21 protein-coding genes and 2 tRNA genes are annotated in these 20,628 nt (G+C 70.4%); 17 read left to right on the top strand and 6 right to left on the bottom strand.

Annotated elements, in window-relative coordinates; translation table 11 throughout:
* Positions 1 to 50 precede the first annotated feature (50 nt).
* Together Q0W60_RS07895 and Q0W60_RS07900 are read left to right on the top strand one after the other, a co-directional pair.
* Positions 51 to 590 (top strand): hypothetical protein, encoded by a 540-nt coding sequence (locus tag Q0W60_RS07895; RefSeq protein ID WP_297694296.1) that lies wholly within the window; start codon positions 51 to 53, stop codon positions 588 to 590.
* 141 nt (positions 591 to 731) lie between these two features.
* On the top strand, positions 732 to 1,913 hold the full coding sequence (locus tag Q0W60_RS07900) for a L,D-transpeptidase family protein (protein WP_297694298.1): 1,182 nt from the start codon (positions 732 to 734) through the stop codon (positions 1,911 to 1,913).
* Between the two features lie 28 nt (positions 1,914 to 1,941).
* Here Q0W60_RS07900 and Q0W60_RS07905 read toward each other — a convergent pair.
* A tRNA-Pro gene (locus tag Q0W60_RS07905) sits at positions 1,942 to 2,018 on the bottom strand.
* Between the two features lie 66 nt (positions 2,019 to 2,084).
* A complete protein-coding gene (locus Q0W60_RS07910; RefSeq protein WP_297694300.1) occupies positions 2,085 to 2,282 on the bottom strand; it encodes a DUF2842 domain-containing protein in 198 nt (65 codons plus the stop codon).
* 74 nt (positions 2,283 to 2,356) lie between these two features.
* On the opposite strand from Q0W60_RS07910, the gene Q0W60_RS07915 reads away from it, so the two are divergent.
* From Q0W60_RS07915 to msrB, 7 genes are all read left to right on the top strand, one after another.
* Positions 2,357 to 3,388 carry a COX15/CtaA family protein gene (locus Q0W60_RS07915; protein WP_297694302.1) on the top strand — a complete coding sequence of 344 codons (1,032 nt, stop codon included), beginning with the start codon at positions 2,357 to 2,359 and terminating at the stop codon, positions 3,386 to 3,388.
* A gap of 84 nt (positions 3,389 to 3,472) precedes the next feature.
* The gene (locus Q0W60_RS07920) at positions 3,473 to 4,087 is read left to right on the top strand and encodes a cytochrome P460 family protein (protein ID WP_297694304.1); all 615 of its coding nucleotides are present in this window, start codon (positions 3,473 to 3,475) and stop codon (positions 4,085 to 4,087) included.
* Between the two features lie 145 nt (positions 4,088 to 4,232).
* Positions 4,233 to 4,706 (top strand): 50S ribosomal protein L13, encoded by a 474-nt coding sequence (rplM, locus tag Q0W60_RS07925; protein ID WP_297694306.1) that lies wholly within the window; start codon positions 4,233 to 4,235, stop codon positions 4,704 to 4,706.
* Positions 4,707 to 4,711: 5 nt separating this feature from the next.
* Positions 4,712 to 5,197 carry a 30S ribosomal protein S9 gene (gene rpsI, locus Q0W60_RS07930; RefSeq protein WP_297694308.1) on the top strand — a complete coding sequence of 162 codons (486 nt, stop codon included), beginning with the start codon at positions 4,712 to 4,714 and terminating at the stop codon, positions 5,195 to 5,197.
* A gap of 84 nt (positions 5,198 to 5,281) precedes the next feature.
* On the top strand, positions 5,282 to 6,259 hold the full coding sequence (gene argC, locus Q0W60_RS07935) for an N-acetyl-gamma-glutamyl-phosphate reductase (protein ID WP_297694310.1): 978 nt from the start codon (positions 5,282 to 5,284) through the stop codon (positions 6,257 to 6,259).
* A 138-nt stretch (positions 6,260 to 6,397) separates the two neighbouring features.
* Positions 6,398 to 8,806 carry a PAS domain-containing hybrid sensor histidine kinase/response regulator gene (locus tag Q0W60_RS07940; RefSeq protein ID WP_297694312.1) on the top strand — a complete coding sequence of 803 codons (2,409 nt, stop codon included), beginning with the start codon at positions 6,398 to 6,400 and terminating at the stop codon, positions 8,804 to 8,806.
* A 42-nt stretch (positions 8,807 to 8,848) separates the two neighbouring features.
* Entirely contained in the window at positions 8,849 to 9,337 is a 489-nt protein-coding gene (gene msrB / locus Q0W60_RS07945) for a peptide-methionine (R)-S-oxide reductase MsrB (protein WP_297694314.1), read from the top strand.
* Here the strand turns inward: msrB and Q0W60_RS07950 are convergent.
* Genes Q0W60_RS07950 through Q0W60_RS07960 form a run of 3 tightly spaced genes read right to left on the bottom strand, consistent with a single transcriptional unit; the run spans position 9,334 to position 11,026 of the window.
* Positions 9,334 to 10,125 carry a DUF2807 domain-containing protein gene (locus tag Q0W60_RS07950; protein ID WP_297694316.1) on the bottom strand — a complete coding sequence of 264 codons (792 nt, stop codon included), beginning with the start codon at positions 10,123 to 10,125 and terminating at the stop codon, positions 9,334 to 9,336. The two genes, msrB and Q0W60_RS07950, sit on opposite strands and share 4 nt — an antisense overlap.
* The gene (locus Q0W60_RS07955) at positions 10,122 to 10,703 is read right to left on the bottom strand and encodes a DUF1700 domain-containing protein (protein ID WP_297694318.1); all 582 of its coding nucleotides are present in this window, start codon (positions 10,701 to 10,703) and stop codon (positions 10,122 to 10,124) included. Before Q0W60_RS07955 ends, Q0W60_RS07950 begins: the two co-directional genes overlap by 4 nt.
* The gene (locus tag Q0W60_RS07960) at positions 10,700 to 11,026 is read right to left on the bottom strand and encodes a PadR family transcriptional regulator (RefSeq protein WP_297694320.1); all 327 of its coding nucleotides are present in this window, start codon (positions 11,024 to 11,026) and stop codon (positions 10,700 to 10,702) included. Before Q0W60_RS07960 ends, Q0W60_RS07955 begins: the two co-directional genes overlap by 4 nt.
* A gap of 137 nt (positions 11,027 to 11,163) precedes the next feature.
* Between Q0W60_RS07960 and Q0W60_RS07965 the strand changes: the two genes are divergently transcribed.
* Positions 11,164 to 11,970: a nucleotidyltransferase domain-containing protein gene (locus Q0W60_RS07965; protein ID WP_297694322.1), complete on the top strand. Its 807-nt coding sequence runs from the start codon at positions 11,164 to 11,166 to the stop codon at positions 11,968 to 11,970.
* On the opposite strand, the gene phaC is transcribed toward Q0W60_RS07965, so the two are convergent.
* Entirely contained in the window at positions 11,967 to 13,685 is a 1,719-nt protein-coding gene (phaC, locus tag Q0W60_RS07970) for a class I poly(R)-hydroxyalkanoic acid synthase (RefSeq protein WP_297694338.1), read from the bottom strand. The genes Q0W60_RS07965 and phaC overlap by 4 nt on opposite strands.
* Before the next feature lie 240 nt (positions 13,686 to 13,925).
* Here phaC and Q0W60_RS07975 point away from each other — a divergent pair, with 240 nt between their 5' ends.
* The 7 genes from Q0W60_RS07975 to Q0W60_RS08005 all read left to right on the top strand — a co-directional run bounded on the left by Q0W60_RS07975 (position 13,926) and on the right by Q0W60_RS08005 (position 20,387).
* Positions 13,926 to 14,384, top strand: coding sequence for a hypothetical protein (locus tag Q0W60_RS07975; RefSeq protein ID WP_297694324.1), 459 nt, complete (start codon positions 13,926 to 13,928; stop codon positions 14,382 to 14,384).
* A gap of 127 nt (positions 14,385 to 14,511) precedes the next feature.
* Positions 14,512 to 15,732 carry an LL-diaminopimelate aminotransferase gene (locus Q0W60_RS07980; RefSeq protein WP_297694326.1) on the top strand — a complete coding sequence of 407 codons (1,221 nt, stop codon included), beginning with the start codon at positions 14,512 to 14,514 and terminating at the stop codon, positions 15,730 to 15,732.
* On the top strand, positions 15,732 to 17,030 hold the full coding sequence (locus tag Q0W60_RS07985; RefSeq protein WP_297694328.1) for a homoserine dehydrogenase: 1,299 nt from the start codon (positions 15,732 to 15,734) through the stop codon (positions 17,028 to 17,030). Before Q0W60_RS07980 ends, Q0W60_RS07985 begins: the two co-directional genes overlap by 1 nt.
* A gap of 51 nt (positions 17,031 to 17,081) precedes the next feature.
* Positions 17,082 to 18,053, top strand: coding sequence for a class II fructose-bisphosphatase (gene glpX / locus Q0W60_RS07990; RefSeq protein ID WP_297694330.1), 972 nt, complete (start codon positions 17,082 to 17,084; stop codon positions 18,051 to 18,053).
* A 98-nt stretch (positions 18,054 to 18,151) separates the two neighbouring features.
* Positions 18,152 to 19,954, top strand: coding sequence for a single-stranded-DNA-specific exonuclease RecJ (recJ, locus tag Q0W60_RS07995; protein WP_297694332.1), 1,803 nt, complete (start codon positions 18,152 to 18,154; stop codon positions 19,952 to 19,954).
* A 64-nt stretch (positions 19,955 to 20,018) separates the two neighbouring features.
* Positions 20,019 to 20,174: a hypothetical protein gene (locus Q0W60_RS08000; RefSeq protein WP_297694334.1), complete on the top strand. Its 156-nt coding sequence runs from the start codon at positions 20,019 to 20,021 to the stop codon at positions 20,172 to 20,174.
* A gap of 138 nt (positions 20,175 to 20,312) precedes the next feature.
* Positions 20,313 to 20,387, top strand: a tRNA-Glu gene (locus Q0W60_RS08005).
* Positions 20,388 to 20,628: the final 241 nt, after the last annotated feature.

Consider the following 20,628-nt stretch of genomic DNA (forward strand, 5'->3'; position numbering starts at 1 on the left):
TTCCCGGCCGCTGCGGCTATGCGACTGTGATCAAGCTTGAGGGGGACGCCATGTACGTACGACAAGCTGCAGTTCTTGGGGCCTTTGTGCTGGTGAGCGCCTGCGCCAGCGAAAGCGGGGGAGGCGGCGTCGCCCCACCCGTGGCGGCGCTCCCGCGCGGCACGGTGGAGTTCCGGACGGCGGACTTCGCCTGGTCGCGCGCGGCCGGGGGCGGCGCGATCCAGGGCCAGCTCACCTACCGCGTCGCCGGCGTGCCCTACAGCTGCGCCTCGGCGCCCGTGGTGCTGACGCCTGAGACGCCCTGGGTCCGCGCGCGGATGATGATCCTCTACCGCTCCGACCAATCCGCCGCCGAGCCGGCCGAAGAGGTGCGGGGCCGCACGCCGCCCGAGCGCAGCCAGGACTACTCGGACTTCGTCCACCGCACGACCTGCGACGCCGCGGGGCGTTTCACCTTCACCGGCTTGCCGGATGGCTCCTGGTTCGTGATCACCGTCGCCCGGCCGCCGGCCGGCGTGGCTGGGCGCGAGATGGCGCTGATGCGCCGGGTCACCATCCGCGGCGGCCGGACGGCGAGCGTGCGGCTTTAGCGCCACCGGCGAAGAAATCACGCCCAAGTCATCCCGCGCCATGCATCCGACGGGCGCGACGGGAGTTTCCCGCCCGCAATGCGAAGGGTTGCGGGAAAATCGAGGCGTGACCATAGCTTAGGCGTAAGTCTTGCGGCGAGCGTGCTGTTGGCCGCGTTCGCCCGGCCCGCCCTGGCCCAGCACGCCCAGGCGGGCCAATCCGCGGCGGCCGTCGAGCAAGCCGATGCCTGGACGCCCGAGGCGACCGCTGCGCTCGAGGCCTCGCTCCGCAGCGCCCACGCCCAAGGACTCGACGCCTCCGTGCTGGCCCATGCGCTCGATGCCGCCGGGCCGGGCGATCCCGGCCGGCTCACCGCCGTGGCGCTGGCGTACGCCCGCGCGCTCGCGTTCGGCGTGGTCGATCCGAAGCGCGTCCACGAGACCTTCAGTCTGCAGACCAACCGCGGCGACCTGGCCGGCGAGCTTCACGCGGCGCTGGCGGAGCGCCGGCTCGGCGCGTGGCTCGCGTCCCTGCCGCCCCATGACGAGACCTACCGCGCCCTGTCGCAAGCCTATCTGGGGGCTCGGGTGGCGAGCCGCGCGCACCCCGGCAACGCCGGCCTGCGGGCCCGCGCCCGCACCCTGGCGCTCAACCTCGAACGGCTGCGCTGGCTCGACCGCAGTCCGCCCCCTACGCGCATCGACGTCAACGTCGCCGCCGCCCGGCTGTGGTTCCTCGTGGACGGGGCGGTGCTGGACAGCCGCAAGGTGGTGGCCGGCGCCCGCGGCCACGAGACGCCGCTGCTGCAGGCCAGCTTCCGCCGCATCGTCGTCAATCCGCCGTGGATCGTGCCGCAGAAGATCGCCGCCAAGGAGATCCTGCCGAAGGGCCGCCGCTACCTCGCCCGCCACGACATGCGGATCGTCGACGGCCGCGTCATCCAGGAGGCGGGACCCGACTCGTCGCTGGGCGCGGTGAAGTTCGATCTCGATGACGACCAGGACATCTACCTGCACGACACGCCCGAGCAGGCCGCCTTCGAGCGCGCCGACCGGCACCTGAGCCACGGCTGCGTGCGGGTCGAGGACGCGGTGGGCTTCGCGCACCTGGTGGCCGAGCAGTTCGGCGCCGCCGATCAGTTCGACGACCGCCTGGCCTCCGGGGAAACCGCCTCGGTGAGCCTGGACGCCGACGTGCCGGTGCGGCTGCTCTATCTCACCGCCTACGTCGACGACGGCGAGGTGCGGTTCGCCAAGGACGCCTACGGCTGGGACGCCGACCTCGCCCAGGCGCTCGGCCTCGGCGACGGTGCGCTCGCGATTCCGGTAAAGCTCGGGGCCTGAGTCGGAACAGGCGCCGCCGCCGGGCCGATGGTCGGAGCGACAGGATTTGAACCTGCGACCCCTTGACCCCCAGTCAAGTGCGCTACCAGACTGCGCTACGCTCCGAGGCCCTGCGGCGAGGGCGCTCTTCTAACGGCTTCGGCCGCCCCCGCAAGCGCTTAATTGCGGACGTCACCGCCCCCGGTTCATCCAAGCGATCAGCGGGAACAGCGGCACGCCCCAGATGACGCCGGCGACGCCGAAGTAGATGACCTGCGCCCACCAGATCCTCGGCACCCGGTCGCCCAGCGTCGCCACCGCGACCACGTAGGCGGCGAGGAAGGCCAGGATCGCGAGCATGCCGATCAGTTTGCGCAGGCGGGCGCTCATCGTCCGCTCTTAGCGATCCCGGCGACGGGGCGGAAGCATGGACGCAGGCGCCGATTGGCGCTAGCGGGCGATCCATGACCTCGTTCCTGCGCTCTGACCGCTCGCGCGCGGTGGCCGTCTGGCTGATCGTGGTGGCGGCGGTGGTCACCGGCATGGTGATCCTGGGCGGCGCGACGCGGCTCACCGGCTCGGGGCTGTCGATCACCGAGTGGGCCCCGGTCACCGGCGTGATCCCGCCGCTCGATCAGGCCGCCTGGCAGGCCGAGTTCGCCCGCTACCGGCACATCCCGCAGTACCAGCTGCTGAACCGCGGCATGAGCCTCGACCAGTTCAGGTTCATCTACTGGTGGGAGTGGTCGCACCGGCTGCTCGGCCGCCTGCTTGGCGTGGTGTTCCTGGTCCCGTTCCTGTGGTTCGCGATCCGGCGCCAGCTGTCCGGCCGGCTGATGTGGCGGCTCGCGGCGATCTTCCTGCTGGGCGGCCTGCAGGGCGCGGTCGGCTGGTGGATGGTGTCCAGCGGCCTGCAGAACCGGGTTTATGTCGCGCCCGAGCGGCTGATGCTCCATCTTGGGCTCGCCTTCGTCTTGCTGGCGGCCCTGGTCTGGACCGCGCTCGACGCCGCGGCCGGCCTGGCGCGGCAGACCCTGCCGAGCCCCTGGGGCGGCCGCGCGCTCGCCTTTGCGGGTCTGCTCTATTTCCAGGTCCTGCTCGGCGCGCTGGTGGCCGGCAACCACGCGGGACTGGTGTTCAACGACTGGCCGCTGTTCGCCGGTCGCCTCTGGCCGCACCCCTATGCCGGCCCGAGTCTCTGGGCGACGCTCGCCCACAGCCAGGGTGCGGTGCAGTCGCACCATCGTCTGGTCGCCTACATCGCGCTGATCGCCGCGCTCGCGCTTGGCGGGGCGGCGTGGCGCGCAGGCGATCTCGCCCCGGACGCGAAGCGCCTGGGGTTGGCGGTCGCGGCCGCGGTGCTGCTGCAGGTCCTGCTCGGGATCGCGACCCTGGTGACCGCGGTGCCGATCGCGCTCGGCGTCGCCCATCAGCTCATGGCGGCGATCACCTTCTCGCTCGCGGTCGCCTTCGCCTGGCGGGTGCGGCGGGTCTGAACCGTCCAGAAACGAGGGAAAACCGTCATTGCAGCCGCAACGGGCGCCGCGGCAAATTGCCCCGCAATCCGCCAGGAGGGGGCCATGCGGTTGGGATTGGGAACGCTCATCGCCGGTGCGGCGGCTGTGGTCCTCGGATTGGGGGCGGCGTCGCGGGCGGCCGCGCCAGGCGAGGCGCCGCGCTTCACGCCCGACGGGCGTCTGGAGTTCCCCAACGACTACCGCACCTGGGTCTACCTCTCGACAGGCATGGACATGTCCTACGTCGACAAGGGCGGCGATCCCGACCTGCACGTGCTGGACAACGTGTTCGTGAACCGCGGCGCCTATCAGGCTTTCCAGCGCACCGGCCACTGGCCCGACAAGACGGTGATGATCCTCGAGGCGCGCCGCGCGATCCAGAAGGGCTCGATCAACAAGCGCGGCCAGTTCCAGGCCGAGGTTTTGGCGCGGGAGGTCCACGTGAAGGACGAGGCGCGCTTCAAGGCGACCGGCGGCTGGGCGTTCTTCGGCTTCGAGGAAGCGGGGGAGGCGCCCGCCAAGATGATCCCCGCGAACGCCGGCTGCATCGCCTGCCACGAGGCCCACGCGGCGGTGGACACCACCTTCGTGCAGTTCTATCCGACGCTGCTTCCGCTCGCCCGGGAGAAGCAGACGCTCAGCGCCAACTACCTGAAGGACGAGATGGCGGTAAAATAATACCGCCCTAGAAAACGATCAGTGAAAACAATGCACTGACGCTCGCGTGTAGATCGCGAGTTGACAGTCGCGCCGGGGATCGGCATATGCGCCGCTCATCTCGGGGCGGCGTCGCGTCCCGACCCTAGCCCACGGACCGGTTCCCATGATGAAGACCACGGCTTCGCTGAAGCCCGCCGAGGTCGAGAAGAAGTGGATCGTGATCGACGCCCAGGACGCCGTGGTCGGCCGCCTGGCGTCGTTCGTCGCCAATCGCCTTCGCGGCAAGCACCGGCCCGACTACACCCCGCACGTGGATTGCGGCGACATGGTCGTGATCGTCAACGCCGAGAAGGTGAAGCTCACCGGCAAGAAGCTGACCGACAAGGTGTTCTACTGGCACACCGGCCACCCGGGCGGGGTGAAGCAGCGCACCGCCGGCCAGATCCTCGGCGGCAAGCATCCCGAGCGGGTGCTGGAGAAGGCCGTCGAGCGCATGCTGCCCAAGGAAAGCCCGCTGGCCCGCAAGCAGATGACCCACCTGCGGATCTACCGCGGCGCCGAGCATCCCCACGCCGCCCAGAACCCCGAGACCATCGCGTTCGCCGAGCTGAACGCCAAGAACGTGCGGAGCGCATAAGAGCGATGTCGGAAACCCCCGCCACGGAAGCCACCGGCTTCGACGCCCTGAAGGGCATGGGCACGCAGGCCGAAGAGGTCGTCCGCGAGCCGAAGATCGACGCCCAGGGCCGCGCCTACGCCACCGGCAAGCGCAAGAACGCCATCGCCCGCGTGTGGATCAAGCCGGGCAAGGGCAAGATCACCATCAACGGCCGCGACCAGGAGGTCTACTTCGCGCGCCCGGTGCTGCGGATGATGATCGCCCAGCCGCTGCAGCTCGCCGATCGCGCCGGCCAGTTCGACGTCATCGCCACGGTGGAGGGCTCCGGGCTCTCCGGCCAGGCCGGCGCGGTGCGCCACGGCATCTCCAAGGCGCTGACCTACTACGAGCCCGCGCTGCGCGCGGTCCTCAAGCCGCATGGCCTTCTGACCCGCGACCCGCGCGTCGTGGAGCGCAAGAAGTACGGCAAGGCCAAGGCCCGACGCAGCTTCCAGTTCTCGAAGCGCTGAGCCGCGCGAGCGATCTCGCGTACGGGTCCGGGGGCGCTTCGGGAGACCGCAGCGCCCCTTCTCTGTTCGGACTGGAATTTCGCGATGCCCCACACAGTCTTCATCGATGGCGAAGCCGGAACCACAGGCCTGCAGATCCGCCAGCGCCTGGCGGGCCGGCCCGACCTGGAGCTGGTGTCGATCGATCCGGCCCGGCGGAAGGACGCCGAGGCCCGGGCCGAGCTGCTTAACGGCGTCGACGCCGTCGTGCTCTGCCTGCCGGACGAGGCGGCGCGCCAGGCGGTGGACCTGATCACCTCCAACAGCGTGCGCGTGGTGGACCCCTCGACGGCCCACCGGGTCGCGCCGGACTGGGTGTTCGGCTTCCCCGAGCTCTGCAGGGGGCAGCGCGAGGCGATCGCCGCCTCCAAGCGGGTGAGCAATCCCGGCTGCTACTCGACGGGATTCATCGCGCTGGTTCGGCCGCTGGTCGAGGCGGGATTGATCCCGCCGGACTGGCCGCTCACCTGCAACGCGATCTCCGGCTACACCGGCGGCGGCAAGGCGCTGATCGCCGAGATGGAGGCTGAGCCGCCCGTCGGCGCGTCCGACGTCTACCGGACTTACGGCCTGACGCTGGCGCACAAGCACGTGCCGGAGATGCAGCTGCGCACCGGCCTGGAGCATCCGCCGCTGTTCGCGCCATCGGTCGGCCGCTACGCCCAGGGGATGATCGTCGAGGTTCCGCTGCAGCTTTGGGCGCTGCCGGGCGGGCCGGACCCGGAGGACCTGCGCCGCGCGCTCGCCGCCTGGTACGAGGGCGAGCGGTTCATCGAGGTCGCCTCCGAGGCGGAATGCGCCGAACTCGCTGCGGCCCGGGCCGGAGCGGCAGGCTATGTGCCCGGTCTCGATCCGGAGGCGCTGAACGGTGAGAACCGTATGCGGCTCTTCGTGTTCGGCAACCGCCAGCGCGGTCAGGCGAGGCTGGTGGCGCTGCTCGACAACCTGGGCAAGGGCGCCTCGGGCGCCTGCGTCCAGAACCTCAACCTGATGCTCGGGCTCGAGGAGAGCGCCGGCCTCTGAAGCCGCGCCGAGCGGCGGCCTGAGCGGCGGCGAGTCGTGGCGGCTAAGCGGCTGAAAGCGCCGCACAAATTGGGTGGTCCAATACCCTGTTAACCGATTTGCGACATGGTCCAGCCTGGGGAGAAGCGGGGCGGGGTCATGGCCAAGTCCGGTCGCAAGAGCGGAACCGAGAAGCGAGGTGTTGATCCTGAGACCGTCCGGGCGGCGGTCCTGGAGACGCTCGGCGCGGTGGCCCGCAGCGCGCCCGTCGCCATGGTCGTCTATGACCGCGACCTCACGATCGTCCACGTCAACGAGCGCTGGGAGTTCGAGATGCGGATGGCCGCCGACGAGGCGGTCGGCCGCCGGCTCTACGACCTCGATCCCAAGGCGGTGTTCTGGAAGCCGATGTTCGACGCGGTCCTCGCGGGCGACACCATGAGCGGCGACAAGGTGCGAATCCGCCGTTTCGACGGTTCGGTGATGACCGCGGACATCGTCATGGCGCCGTGGCGCGATGGCGAGGGCGCGGTCGCCGGCGTGTTCTCGATGTTGCGGGAATCGGCTGAGCAGGAGGCCGGATCCTACGAGGCCCAGCGCCTGCAGCGCCGCCTGGAGTCGGCGATCCGGCTGGCCGGCATCCAGGTCTGGGAGATGGACTACCGCACCGAGGAGATGTGGGGCCTGAGCGGGGCCGACGTGACCCGCGGCGCAAGCACCGTCGGGTTCAGCGACTTCCGCGCCGATCCGTGGGCCAATGTGCATCCCGACGATCGCGAGCGGGTCCTCGCCGAGTTCGCGGCCCACCCCGGCGGCGAAACGCCGTTCGTCTCCGAGTACCGCCTGAATTTGCCCGACCGCGAAGTGTGGGTTTCCTCCGCTTCGGCCCGGCGTGTGGACGCCGACGGCCAGCCGGAGGTCAACTTCGGCGTGCTCTCCGATATCACCGCGCGCAAGCAGGCGGAGCTGGCGCTCGTGGAGGCGCGCAAGGCCGCTGAGGCCGCCAACCAGGCCAAGAGCGAGTTCCTCGCCAACATGAGCCATGAGATCCGCACGCCGATGAACGGCGTGATCGGGATGAACGGGCTCCTGCTGCGCACCTCGCTCACGCCCGAGCAGCGCAAGTACGCCGAATCCGTACGCGTCTCGGCCGACGCCCTGATGGGCATCATCAACGACATCCTGGAGATCTCGAAGCTCGAGGCGGGCAAGGTCGATCTGGAGGCGATCGACTTCAGCCTCACCGAGGTCGTCGAGGACGCCGTCGAGTTGCTGTCGCCTCGGGCCAGCGAGAAGGGGATCGAGCTCGCCGCCTATGTGGACGAGGCCGCCCGCGGCGCCTTCCGCGGCGACCCCACCCGCGTGCGGCAGGTGCTGCTCAACCTGCTCTCCAACGCCGTGAAGTTCACCGACGAGGGCCACATCGCGGTCGAGGTCAGCGCGCTGCGGCAGGGCGATGGCCCGGTGCGTGTGCGCATCGAGGTCGAGGACACCGGCATCGGCCTGAGCGACAAGGCCAAGGCCAAGCTCTTCCATAAGTTCGAGCAGGCCGACGGCTCGATCACCCGCAAGTACGGCGGCACCGGCCTGGGGCTTTCGATCTGCCGGCAGCTGGTGGGGCTGATGGGCGGCGAGATCGGCGTGCGCGACAGCGACGCCGGGGGCGCGGTCTTCTGGTTCGAGCTCGAGCTGGAGACCGGAACCAGCCTGCTGCGGCCGCGGGCGGCCCACCTGCGCGGCGCGCGCATCCTGGTGGTCGACGACATCGAGCTCAACCGCCGCATCTTTCGCCGGCAGCTGGAGGACGAGGGCGCGATCGTGGCGGAGGCGCAGAGCGGGTCGGCGGCCATCGCCGCGGTGCGGCAGGCCCACGCCGGCGGCGCGCCGTTCCGGCTCGTGCTGATGGATCAGATGATGCCGGAGATGTCCGGCGAGACCGCTGTCGCCGAGATCCGAGCCGCCTGTCCGGACGACCACCTCAAGATCGTCATCGCCTCCTCGATCGGCGAGCCGAGCGAAGGGGCGGTGCGGCCGGGCGTCGACGCCTTCGTCACCAAGCCGGTGCGGCTGAAGATGCTGCTCGGTTGTCTGGGCCGCCTGCTGTCGGATGCGCCCGCGGACGAGCCGACCGAGGAGATCGCGATCGCCGAGCCCGCCGCAGAGTCCGCGGCCGGTCGAGTGCTGCTGGCGGAAGACAACGAGATCAACACGCTGCTCGCACGCACCATCCTGGAGCAGATGGGCCTGGAGGTGACGTCGGTCGTCAACGGCCTGGAGGCGGTCGAGGCGGCGGAGGCAGGCGGCTTCGACTTGATCCTGATGGACGTGCAGATGCCGGAGATGGATGGGCTGGAGGCCACGCGGCGCATCCGGGCCGGGGGCGGGCCCTCCGCAGGGGCGCCGATCCTGGCGATGACCGCCAACGCGCGGATGAGCGATCGCGAAGCGTGCCTGGCCGCCGGCATGACCGACTTCCTGGCCAAGCCCTTCACGCCCGACACCCTGATGACCGCGATTGCCCGGCTGTTCGCCGAGAATCGATCGCAAGACGATCAAGCGGTCGCCTGAAGGCCTTGCATCCGGGCCTCGGCTGCGTACGTATCAGGGGTCATGACCATGCCCTTTGCCCGCCGGGATTTCCTCCTGGCCACCACCCTGTTCCTGGCCGTCCCGCGCCTGGCGGTTGCGGCCGACCGCTTCGCGAAGTCTCCGTGGCGCAAGCTCACCGACTCCGACTGGAAAAAGCGGCTTCCGCCGGAGTCCTACGAGGTGCTGCGGCATGAGGACACCGAGCGGGCGGGCTCCAGTCCGCTGCTCGGCGAGCACCGCAAGGGGACCTTCGTCTGCCTGGGCTGCGGGCTTCCGCTCTTCAAGTCGGCGTGGAAGTTCGAGAGCGGCACCGGCTGGCCGAGCTTCTACACCGCGATCCCGGGCTCCTTCGGCACCAAGGTGGACCACCTGCTCGCCATCGAGACGCGCACCGAGTACCACTGCGCCCAGTGCCTGGGTCACCAGGGGCACATCTTCAACGACGGCCCCAAGCCCACGGGTCTGCGCTACTGCAACAACGGCGTGGCCCTGAAATTCGTCCCGGCCTAGCTCGGCTTCCCGGAGTCCGTTTCCGAGGCGCCCGCGTCCGCCTCCGGCAGGATGATGCGGCCTGAGCCCGTCACATTGGTCTGAAGCTGCTTCGGCTTGCGGGTCAGGGTCAACTCGCCGGAGCCCGAGACGTCGAGCTTGGCCCAGCTCTTCGGCGCGAGCGTCGCCTGGCCCGAGCCCTGCAGGTTCACCGCCGCCTCGTCGAGCGCCAGATGCGACAGGTCCACCTGGTCGGCGCCGTTCATGATCAGGTCGAGCCGCCTGGCGGCGCCCTCGACCGTCACGTCGCGACTCCCGAACGTGCCGATATGCAGTCGGTCCTGGTGATAGTTGCGGATCTCCAGCTTGCCGGAGTCGTAAGCCTGGAAGGTGGTCACCTTCGGCGCGGTGAGCTCGATCGTGATCGCCGCGTCGTCATAGACGGTGCGCCCGTCCTGGCCGTCGCCGATGTCCCTCGGCGCGATCATGGATTGGTCGAGCACCAGGCCGTCGAGCGCCTCCTTGGGTCCGCGCACCACCAGCCGCGGCGGACCGTCGGCCTGGGTGAAGGTCACGTCGGCCGGAATCTGCACGACCAGGGTCTCGCCGCCCTTCCAGGGGAGCTCGCGGGTGGTCTCGGGTCCGGTGTAGGGGCCGGTATGGGTCCAGTGGACGTTCACGCCGCGGTCCGACCAGCCCCAGGCGGCGGAGGTGATGAGGTCCGGGCCGCCCAGCGCGACCGCGGCCGAGAGACAGACCACCGACAGGAAGAAGCCGGCGAGGGCGATCATGGACAGGACCCGGATCATGCGACGCTCCCTTGCGCTTGCGGCTCCAGCGCCGGCTTGAGCAGCCGGTAGTGCAGGCGGCCGTACCAGACGAGCAGGTTGACGAGGCCGATGGTGACGATGGTCAGCACCGCGCCCGCCGAGGCGGCCGCGGCCATCACGCCCAGGCCGCCCAGCAGGGCTGCGCCCGCGCCGCCCGGGACGCCCACGAACGGGCCGGCGGCGAACACCGCCACGCCCGCGAGGAACACCGCGACCACCGCGACCCCGATGCCGATGATCACCCCGGCGACGCCCATCAGGATCGGCAGCAGGAAGATCAGGTCGAGCGCGCCGAGGCCCAGCACCGCGAACACCGCCGCGCCGGCGGAGGAGGGGGTGCGCGCCTCCTCCCAGCGCTTCAGGCCGGCCTCGGCGCGCAGTTCCCGCGCCAGCCGGTCGGGATCGCCCAGCGCGTCGGCGACCTCGGCTTCGGGACGGCCCGCGTTCCCGGCCTCCGCGAAATGCGTCTCGTAGTCGGCCAGGATCTCGGCTTGGGTCTGGGCGGGCAGCCCGCGCAGACCCTCCCGGAGCCGGGCCATGAAGGCCTGACGTGTCATGCAGCCCCTCCAACAATGGTCTCGACGGCGCGGGCGAAGGACGCCCAGGCCGCCTTCTGCGAGGCGAAGCTCGCCCGCCCGGCTTGGGTGAGCCGGTAGTATTTGCGCGACGGCCCGGCGGGGCTCTCCTGGAGATAGGTCTCGACCAGGCCCTCGGTCTGCAGCCGGCGCATCAGCGGATAGATGGTCCCTTCGCCCATGCCGATCAGGTCGGCTAGGCGCTGGGCGATCTCGTAGGCGTAGCTGTCATGATCGGAGAGCAGCGCCAGGACGCACAGGTCCAGGACCCCTTTCTTCAGCTGGATCTCGATGCCCTCGGGCACGGCCGCGCGCCTCCTTGCCTGCCATTTCGGTACCGCAAGGTAGTGGTCTATGCAAGGTAGTACGCATTAAACGTTAGTAACCCGAGCCCGGTAGCTGGCTTTGGACCGCTGCGGTAGGCTCGGACCGGGAGGCGGCCTTGGCGCTCACGGCGGACCAGCAGGCGTTGACCGATGCGATCACCGCCGTCCTCGCGCGCGACGCCGAGATCGAGGCGGCGTGGCTGGCCGGCAGCCTCGGACGCGGTGAGGGCGACGCCTTCAGCGACGTCGACGTGCTGATCCTGGTCGCCGACCGTTCTGCCGCGGAGGTCGGCCTCCGCTATGCCGCCGATCTCTCGGCGATCGCCGAGCCGGCGTTGGTCAACCCGCTCTACGGCTGTCGGATCGTGAACGTCGTCACCACCGACTGGCGGCGCTTCGACCTGAGCTTCGTCGAGGCGGGCGATCTCGCGCGCTACGATTCTGCGAAGCTGCAGCCGCTGTTCAACCGGGGCCGCCGGGCCCCGCCTTCGCGTGAGCCGCAACCCTATCGCGCCACGGCCGAGAGCGTCCTGCCGCTGATCAACGAGTTCCTCCGGGTGGCGGGGCTGCTGCCGGTCGCGGTCGGGCGCCAGGAGTGGATCCTCGCCCTCTCCGGCCTGGAGATCCTGCGCCGGCTGACGGTGGATTTGATGCTGGAGGAGAACGGCGTCGGGCCGGCCGAGCGCGGCGGCGCGCTGCGGCGCAATCCGTTCCTGACTCTCGAGCAGAGGGCGGCGCTGGAGGGCCTCGCTCCGGCCGGCGCCGACCGCGACCGCCTTTTCGTCGCCAACCAGGAGATCGCCGCGGTCTTCCTGCCGCGCGCCCGCCGCCTGGCCGAACGTGTCGGAGCGCAGTGGCCGAGCGTCTTCGAGGAGGCGACCCGCCGCCATCTGCTGGCGCAGGTCGGCCTGGAGCTGCCCTAGCTCTTCACCTTCACGTACTCGCCTGGCGCATCGCCGAGCGGCGCGAGCCTGCCGCCGGAGGGGTCGCGGGCCGGCACGAGATCGCCGGAACGCTGCTTCAGCCATGCGGCCCAGTGCGGCCACCAGGAACCGGCGTGCTCCGTCGCGCCCGCCTGCCATGCCTCGAGCGTGGGCGGCAGGGCCTCGTTCGTCCAGTGCTGGTATTTGTTGGCCGCCGGGGCGTTGATGACGCCGGCGATGTGGCCCGAGCCCGCCAGCGTGAAGGTGACCGGGCCGCCGAACAGCTGGGCGCCCTTGTAGACCGATCGCGCCGGGGCGATGTGGTCCTCCTTCGAGGACTGCACATAGATCGGCGTCTTCACCGACTTCAGGTCCAGCTTCACCCCGTCGAGTTCCAGCTCGCCGCTCGCCAGGGCGTTCTCGCCGTAGAACTTCCGCAGGTAGAAGAGGTGCAGCGTCCGGGGCATCCGCGTCTGGTCGGAGTTCCAGAACAGCAGGTCGAACGGCTTGGGCTCCTTGCCCAGCAGGTAGTTGTTCACGAAGAACGACCAGATCAGGTCGTTGGCGCGAAGGGCGTTGAAGGTGTCGGCCATGGTCTGGCCCGAGAGCACGCCGCCGCCTTCGTCCATCTTCTTCTCGAGGTCGGCCAGCCAGTCCTCGCTGGTGAACAGCAGGAGGTCGCCGGCCTCGGAGAAGTCCTGCTGCGCCGCGAAGAAGGTCGCCGAGCCGATCGGCGCCACGCCCTTGGCCGCCATGTGGGCCAGCGTCGCCGAGAGCAGGGTGCCGCCGATGCAGTAGCCGACCGTGTTGACCTGCTTGACGCCGCACTGGTCCATGGCCGCGGCGACGCCGGCATAGATGCCGTCGCGCATGTAGTCCTCGAAGGTCTTCTCCGCGAGCCGCGGGTCGGGGTTCACCCACGACGCCACGAAGACGGTGAAGCCCTGGGCCGCCAGCCAGCGGATCATCGAGTTCTCGGGCCTGAGGTCCAGTATGTAGAACTTGTTGATCCACGGCGGGAAGATCACCAGCGGGATCTCGCACACCTGATCCGTTGTGGGAGAATACTGGATCAACTCGATGAGTTCGTTCCGGAACACGACCTTGCCGGGCGCGGTGGCGACGTTCTCGCCGATCCGGAACATCTGGTAGTCGGTCTGGGCGATGGCGAGCTGGCCGCCGCCGCGCTCCAGGTCGGCGGCGAAGTTCTCCATGCCCTTCACCAGGCTCTCGCCGCCGCTGTCGGCCAGCGCCTTCAGGGCTTCCGGATTCGACATCAGGAAGTTCGAGGGCGAGAGCGCGTCAGTGAGCATCTTCGTGAAGAATTCCACGCGCCGCTTGGTCATCGGCTCGACGCCCTCGACCCCCGCGACGAGCTCGTTCAGCCAACCGGAGGTGATCAGGTAGGACTGCTTGATGACGTCGAAGATCGGGTTGTCGCTCCAGTCGGGGCTCGCGAAGCGCTTGTCGCCACGGGCCGGGCTGGCCGCCGGCTGCGGCGCCTCGCCCGACATCCGCCGCGCCGCCGTCTGCCACAGATCGAGGTAGCGGCTGTACAGGTCGGCCTGGGCGCGCATCAGCTTGTCCGGCTGAGCCGCGAGGCGGCCCATCACCTCGGTGAGCGCCGGGGCGACGTGGAAGGGATCAGGGGTCAGCGCCGCCGGCCGTTCGGCGTTCTTCAGCGCCATCTCGGCGATCGCGCCCTGGGCGGTCATCGCCGCCCGCGCCAGGTTGATCGAAAGCGTCTCGATCTGGGTGCGCTGCTCGGGCGTGAAGCTCGGCGCCTCCGCCCGGGCCGCAGCTTTCGGCGCGGCGGCCGGATCATCCTTGTCGCGCCGGAGGGGAGCGGGGTTCTGCGGCCCTGAGGTCTGCTCGCTCATCACGCGCCTTTCGCAAGGGAGCGACGGCGCGCGCCCTTTCAACGGCGGCGATCATCGCATAAGACCGTGGCCGAAATGTATGCCCTCGCTCGCCATTTTGCGATTCGCGGCTGTGCGCGGCTGGCGCTGCGGCTGTCCGGCTGTGCGGGCGCCTGCGCCGTGATCAGCGGCTGCGTCGGCAATCCGTTCGCCGACGCCAAGGTCGATCCCGACTCGCCGGTCGCGGCGGAGGTGGCCAGGGTGGCGAGCGTCAACCGCGCCTATCCGACGTTTTCCGACATTCCCGCCTCGCCCAAGGACGTACGCCCGCCGGGTCAATACGGCCAGGCCGCGAAGACGATCGAGCAGGCCGCCGCGGATCTGGAAGCCGCGACCGCGCCCGACACATGGTCGCTCACCGGCACCGACGCCTTCGCCGCGCAGGCCCGCGCCGCCGCCGGGTCCGAACCCGCGCCGACGGCCTCGGACGACACCGGCGCCTTCGCCCGCTCGGCGCGGGCGCGAGCTACACCGCCTCCGCCGCCCCGTCGCTAGGGCCTGCGGAGGCAAGATATTTCGCTCTCGGCTTGGCTGCCCCGGGTCCGCGGGCTATCCATGCCTCGCCTCAGCTCCCATCAGCCGCAACGGGCCCTCAATACATGCGGCGCTAGAGCTTTCTCCGATGACTCCGGAATTCCACCGCATCCGACGCCTCCCGCCCTACGTGTTCGAGGAGGTGAACCGCATCAAGGCGCGTCTGCGCGCCGACGGCGTGGACATCATCGACTTCGGCATGGGCAATCCCGACATGCCGACGCCGAAGCATATCGTCGACAAGCTGATCGAGACCGCCCGCGATCCGAAGGCCGGCCGCTACTCCGCCTCCAAGGGAATCCTCGGGCTACGGAAGGCGATGGCCGGCTACTACGCCCGTCGGTTCGGCGTGGCGTTGAACCCGGAGACCGAGGTCGTCGCCACCCTCGGCTCGAAGGAGGGCTTCGCCAACCTCGCCCAGGCGCTGACCGCGCCGGGCGACGTCATCGTCTGCCCGAACCCTGCCTATCCGATCCACGCCTACGGCTTCATCATGGCCGGCGGGGTGATCCGCCACGTGCCGGCGCTCTCGCCCGAGGCGTACCTTTCCGGCGTCGCCCGCGCCGTCAAGCATTCGGCGCCGCCGCCCAGCGTGCTGGTGGTGAGCTATCCCTCGAACCCCACCGCCCAATGGGTCGACCTCGACTTCTACAAGGAGGTCGTCGCGCTCGCGAAGAAGCACGACATGCTGGTGCTCTCCGACGTCGCCTATTCGGAGATCTACTTCGAGGACAATCCGCCGCCCTCGATCCTGCAGGTGGAGGGCGCGCGCGACATCGCCGTGGAGGTCAACTCGCTCTCCAAGACCTACGCCATGGCGGGCTGGCGGGTGGGCATGGTGGTCGGCAACGAGCGGATGTGCGCGGCCCTGGCCCGGGTGAAATCCTACCTCGATTACGGCGCCTACACCCCGATCCAGGTGGCCGCCGCTGCGGCGCTCAACGGCCCGCAGGATTGCGTCGCGGAGATCCGCGCCACCTACCGGCGTCGCCGCGACTGCCTGGTCGACTCGATGCGCCGCGCCGGCTGGGACATTCCCGCCCCGCCGGCCTCGATGTTCGCCTGGGCGCCGCTGCCCGAGCCGTTCCGCGCGGCGGGCTCGATGCTGTTCTCCAAGCTGCTGGTGGAAGAAGCCGGCGTGGCGGTCGCCCCGGGCTCCGGGTTCGGCGAATACGGCGAAGGCTACGTGCGCATCGGCCTGGTCGAGAACGAGCAGCGCATCCGTCAGGCGGCGCGCAACGTGAAGCGCTTCCTCGCCAACGCCGACGAGATCCTCGGCCGCGCCCACAACGCCCTGGCCGCGCAGTGATGGCGAAGGCGGCCGCCAAGACCTGGCGCATCGGGATCGCGGGGCTGGGGACCGTGGGCGCGGGGCTGCTCAATCTGCTCTCCGAGCGGCCGCAGTTCGCGCCGGCCGGCGGGCGCGTGGCGATCGGCGGCGTCTCGGCGCGCTCGCGCTCGCGGCCCAGGCCGTTCGACATCGCCAACCTGCCGTGGTTCGACGATCCGGTGGCGCTCGCCACCTCGCCCGCGATCGACCTGTTCGTCGAATTGATCGGCGGCTCTGACGGGCCCGCCAAGGCGGCGGTCGAGGCGGCGCTCCGGGCCGGCAAGCCCGTGGTCACCGCCAACAAGGCGCTGATCGCCGAGCACGGCGCCGAGCTCGCGGCGCTCGCCGAGGAAGCGGGCGCGCCGCTGCTGTTCGAGGCCGCGGTGATGGGCGGCACGCCGGCGGTCAAGATGCTGCGCGAGGCCATGGTCGGCGACGAGATCAAGTCGGTCGCCGGCATCCTCAACGGCACCTGCAACTACATCCTGACCGAGATGGAGGCGACCGGCCGCTCGTTCGCCGAGGTGCTGGGCGAGGCCCAGCGGCTGGGCTACGCCGAGGCCGATCCGACCATGGACGTGGGCGGTTTCGATGCGGCCCACAAGATCTCCATCCTGGCGGCGCTCGCCTTCGGCTGCGCACCCAATTTCGCCGCCGCCGAAATCGAGGGGATCGATCAGGTCGACCTCCTGGACATCCGGCTCGCGCGCGACCTTGGCTATCGCATCAAGCTGGTGGCCTCCGCCGACCGCTCGCCGGACGGCGTGCTGGTCCGGGTGCATCCGTCGCTGGCCCCGCTGAACCATCCGCTGGCGCAGGCCGGGGGGGCGCTGAACGCGCTGTTCATCGAGGGCGCCCGCATCGGCCGGATCTTCCTGCAGGGGCCGGGCGCAGGCGCGGGCCCCACCGCCGCCGCCGTCGCCGCCGACATCGCCGACGTGGCGACCGGGGCGGTCCGGCCGGTGTTCCAGGCGCCGGCACGGACGCTTGCGCCGTTCACGCCGGTGGATCCCTCGAAGAGCGTCGGCCGCGCCTACCTGCGCTTCCTGGTCAAGGACGAGCCCGGCGTGATCGCCGCGGTCTCGGAAACCTTGGCCGAGGCGGGAGTTAGTATCGAGAGCTTCCTGCAGAAGCCTGTGGAGGATGCGGGCGGTGTGCCCATCGTGCTCACCACCCATGCGGTGGCCGAGTCGGTGCTGAAGGCGGCCATCGGGCGGATCGCGGGCCTGCCGGCGGTGATCGACCGGCCGCGGCTGTTGCGCATCGCGCGCATCTGAGCCACGGGAAGCCCACACCGCGCCCGGATGGCGCTCGAGGAGACGCGTAGGATGAGTGAAGTTCTCGAACGCAGCCAGGTCCTCGATCGCAGCCTCGTGCTGGACGCGGTCCGCGTGACCGAGATCGCCGCCATCGCCGCCTGGAAGCTGGCGGGCCGCGGCGACGAGAAGGCCGCCGACCAGGCCGCCGTCGACGCCATGCGCACCGCGCTCAACGGCCTGGACATCGACGGCGAGATCGTCATCGGCGAGGGCGAGCGCGACGAGGCGCCGATGCTCTACATCGGCGAGAAGGTCGGCAAGCGCACCGGCAAGATGAAGATCGACATCGCCCTCGATCCGCTGGAGGGCACCACGCTCACCGCCAAGGCCATGGCCAACGCGCTGGCGGTGATGGCCTGGGCGCCCAAAGGCACCCTGCTCAACGCACCCGACACCTATATGGACAAGATCGCCTGCGGTCCGGGCTTTCCGAAGGGCGTCATCGACCTTGACCGCAGCCCCGCCGACAACGTCAAGGCGATCGCCAAGGCCAAGGGCGTCGAGGCTTCGGAGGTCACGGTCTGCGTGCTCGACCGGCCGCGCCACGCCGAGATCATCGCCAGCCTGCGCGCCGTGGGCGCCCGCATTCACCTGATCACCGACGGCGATGTCGCCGGCGTGATCAACACCGCCGATCCGACCACCGGCGTCGACATGTACGTGGGGCAGGGCGGGGCGCCCGAAGGGGTGCTCGCCTGCGCCGCGCTGAAGTGCGTCGGCGGACAGTTCCAGGGCCGCCTGGTGTTCCGCAACGCCGACGAGCGGGCCAGGGCCGCCCGGGTCGGCATCAGCGACCTCGACAAGAAGTACGACCTGCACGAGATGGTCCGCGCCGACGCCATCTTCGCGGCCACCGGCGTGACCAAGGGCGCGCTGCTTGACGGCGTCCGCTTCGAGGCCGGCTTCGTGCACACCCATACCCTGGTGATGAACTCCGCCACCCGCACCGTCCGCGAAGTGCGCATGAAGCGGGCGGTGTGATGGTCTGCGTCCGCACCTGACGCACCTGCGGCTTAGAGGCTGGGCGCTGGCGACTCGCGCGTCGCGGGCCGATAGTGCAGCCGGGGTCGGGAGCGGGCATGGCGGACGGCGGCGGACAGCTGGGCTATCTCGGGGTCACCCGCTCGCTGTCCGGGCGGCTGTGGCGCGAGCGGCCGGCCGACCCCGAGCTCGTCCGGCGCCACCAGCTCGGCCTCGGCCTCTCCGAGCCCCTGGCGCGCGCGATCGCCGCCCGAGGCGTCAGCGAAGCCGCCGGCGAAAGCTACCTCACTCCGACGCTGCGGGCGCTGTTCCCCGATCCCTCCGCCTTCGCCGACATGGAGCGCGCGGCCGAGATACTGGTCGACGCGCTCGAGCGGAAACGGCCGATGGTGGTCTTCGCCGACTACGACGTCGACGGGGCCACCTCCGCCGCCCAGCTGGTCCGCTGGTTCCGGGCGTTGGGCGCGGAGCTGCCGATCTACGTGCCGGACCGCGTCGCGGAGGGCTACGGCCCATCGCCGGCCGCCTTCCGCCGGCTGAAGGCCGAGGGCGCGGAGCTGGTGGTGACCGTGGACTGCGGGGCCGCCGCGCACGACGCGCTGGCCTGCGCCGCCGAGATCGGGCTCGACGTGGTGGTGATCGATCATCACCTGATGCGCGGCGGCGAGATCCCGCGAGTGGCCGCCCTGGTGAATCCGAACCGGCCCGACTGCGTCTCGGGGCAGGGCAACCTGGCGGCGGCGGGCGTCACCTTCGTGCTGATGGCGGCGCTGAACCGCGAGGCGCGCCGGCGCGGCCTGTTCGGCGAGCGGGCCGAGCCGGACCTGCGGCAGTGGCTCGACCTCGCCGCCATGGGCGCCATCTGCGACGTCACCGACCTCACCGGCTTCAACCGCGCGCTCGCGGCCCAGGGGCTGAAGGTGATGTCCGCTTGGCGCAATCCGGGGCTGAAGGCGCTCATGGATGTGGCGAACGGCAAGGGGCCGGCCTCGGTGTTCCATGCGGGGTTCATCCTCGGGCCGCGGATCAACGCCGGCGGACGGATCGGCCGCTCGGACCTGGGCGCGCGCCTGCTCTCCACTGACGATCCGGAGGCCGCCACCCGCCTCGCCGCCGAGCTCGATGCGCTCAACGCCTCGCGCAAGGAGGTGGAGGCCGACGTGCTCGCGGCCGCCGTCCGCATGGTCGAGCAGGAGTCCAACCAGGCCGCAGACGCACCGTGCCTGCTGGTCGCCGCGGACGGCTGGCATCCGGGCGTGATCGGCATCGTCGCCGGCCGCCTGCGCGAGCGCTACCGCAAGCCGGCGCTCGTCGTGGGCATCGATCGCGCCGCCAACGTCGGCAAGGGCTCGGGCCGCTCGCAGCCGGGCGTCAACCTCGGCCGCGCGGTGCAGGCGGCGTTCGAGGAGGGCCTGCTGCTGGCCGGCGGCGGCCACGCCATGGCCGCGGGGCTGTCGGTCCGCCCCGACGCCATCCCTGAGCTTCGCGCCTTCCTCTGCGAGCGCCTGGCGGATGAGGCCGGTCTCGCCGCCGCCGAGGATGGTCTGGACATCGACGCGTTGGTGACCGCCCGGGCCTGCGACCGGGCGCTCTGGGCTGACTTCCAGCGCCTGGCGCCGTTCGGGCCGGGCAATCCCGAGCCGCTGTTCGCCTGCGCCAACGCGCGCATCGAGCGGCCGGCGGCGCTCAGGGGCGGCCATGTCCGCTGCACCCTGGCCGACGGTTCCGGCGGCCGCGTGAAGGCCGTCGCCTGGCGCGTGGAGGAGACCGAAGCCGGCCGCCGGCTGCTGCAGGAGGGCGGCGCGGTGCACGTGGTGGGACGCCTCAAGCCCGACGACTGGCAGGGCCGCGAGAGCGTCCAGCTCGAGATCGAGGACGTCGCCGATCCCCGGCGGCTTTGACAGCCTCGCTGAGCGGATGACAGTCTGACTGTCACGAAACCCTCGATCAGCTCGCGGAGGCGGGATGGGGCGCATCGTGGTGATGTCGGGCTATCCGGCCGCGGGGAAGTCGACGCTGGCCAGAGCGCTCGCCGAGCGCCTCGACCTCACCTACGTCTGCAAGGACGGCAACCGGCCCGTGCGGCGCTCTATGAATCCCCGCTCGGCGTGGGCGTCCTGATCCGCGTGGATACGAGCCGTCCAGCAGACCTCGACGTCCTCGTCCCACAGGTGCTCGCCGCGCTCGCCTGACCCGCCCGGCGGCGGCCTTGCGCGGCCCGGGCAAGGCGGTCTATAGAGCCGCCCTTCGCGACGCCGCGGTCCCTTCGTCTATCGGTTAGGACGTCAGGTTTTCAACCTGAAAAGAGGGGTTCGACTCCCCTAGGGACTGCCACGCGCCGCGCCGCCATAGGGCCTGCGCCTTACTGCTCTCGCCAAAATCCCATTGACGACCCTCAAGTTACAAGAACAGTGTTATACTTGGCCAAGTAGTGGGCCGAGGGGCAGATGGCGGCTTTGGAATTGGATGAGGTGGAGGCGCAAGCGATCGCGCTGCGCATCACCGGGCGTGTTAAGTGGTTCGACGCGGGCAAGGGCTACGGCTTCGTCATCCCGGACGATCCGAACCAGACGGA

This window comes from Phenylobacterium sp. (assembly GCF_025934275.1).
GTDB lineage: Bacteria > Pseudomonadota > Alphaproteobacteria > Caulobacterales > Caulobacteraceae > Phenylobacterium.

Excerpts from the sequence above, each read along its gene's own strand:
- Q0W60_RS07895 (WP_297694296.1), top strand. The coding sequence starts at position 51 with ATGTACGTACGACAAGCTGCAGTTCTTGGGGCCTTTGTGCTGGTGAGC.
- Q0W60_RS07910 (WP_297694300.1), bottom strand. The coding sequence starts at position 2,282 with ATGAGCGCCCGCCTGCGCAAACTGATCGGCATGCTCGCGATCCTGGCC.
- Q0W60_RS07915 (WP_297694302.1), top strand. The coding sequence starts at position 2,357 with ATGACCTCGTTCCTGCGCTCTGACCGCTCGCGCGCGGTGGCCGTCTGG.
- Q0W60_RS07920 (WP_297694304.1), top strand. The coding sequence starts at position 3,473 with ATGCGGTTGGGATTGGGAACGCTCATCGCCGGTGCGGCGGCTGTGGTC.
- rplM (WP_297694306.1), top strand. The coding sequence starts at position 4,233 with ATGATGAAGACCACGGCTTCGCTGAAGCCCGCCGAGGTCGAGAAGAAG.
- rpsI (WP_297694308.1), top strand. The coding sequence starts at position 4,712 with ATGTCGGAAACCCCCGCCACGGAAGCCACCGGCTTCGACGCCCTGAAG.
- argC (WP_297694310.1), top strand. The coding sequence starts at position 5,282 with ATGCCCCACACAGTCTTCATCGATGGCGAAGCCGGAACCACAGGCCTG.
- Q0W60_RS07940 (WP_297694312.1), top strand. The coding sequence starts at position 6,398 with ATGGCCAAGTCCGGTCGCAAGAGCGGAACCGAGAAGCGAGGTGTTGAT.
- msrB (WP_297694314.1), top strand. The coding sequence starts at position 8,849 with ATGACCATGCCCTTTGCCCGCCGGGATTTCCTCCTGGCCACCACCCTG.
- Q0W60_RS07950 (WP_297694316.1), bottom strand. The coding sequence starts at position 10,125 with ATGATCCGGGTCCTGTCCATGATCGCCCTCGCCGGCTTCTTCCTGTCG.
- Q0W60_RS07955 (WP_297694318.1), bottom strand. The coding sequence starts at position 10,703 with ATGACACGTCAGGCCTTCATGGCCCGGCTCCGGGAGGGTCTGCGCGGG.
- phaC (WP_297694338.1), bottom strand. The coding sequence starts at position 13,685 with ATGACCGCCCAGGGCGCGATCGCCGAGATGGCGCTGAAGAACGCCGAA.
- Q0W60_RS07975 (WP_297694324.1), top strand. The coding sequence starts at position 13,926 with ATGTATGCCCTCGCTCGCCATTTTGCGATTCGCGGCTGTGCGCGGCTG.
- Q0W60_RS07980 (WP_297694326.1), top strand. The coding sequence starts at position 14,512 with ATGACTCCGGAATTCCACCGCATCCGACGCCTCCCGCCCTACGTGTTC.
- Q0W60_RS07985 (WP_297694328.1), top strand. The coding sequence starts at position 15,732 with ATGGCGAAGGCGGCCGCCAAGACCTGGCGCATCGGGATCGCGGGGCTG.
- glpX (WP_297694330.1), top strand. The coding sequence starts at position 17,082 with ATGAGTGAAGTTCTCGAACGCAGCCAGGTCCTCGATCGCAGCCTCGTG.
- recJ (WP_297694332.1), top strand. The coding sequence starts at position 18,152 with ATGGCGGACGGCGGCGGACAGCTGGGCTATCTCGGGGTCACCCGCTCG.
- Q0W60_RS08000 (WP_297694334.1), top strand. The coding sequence starts at position 20,019 with ATGGGGCGCATCGTGGTGATGTCGGGCTATCCGGCCGCGGGGAAGTCG.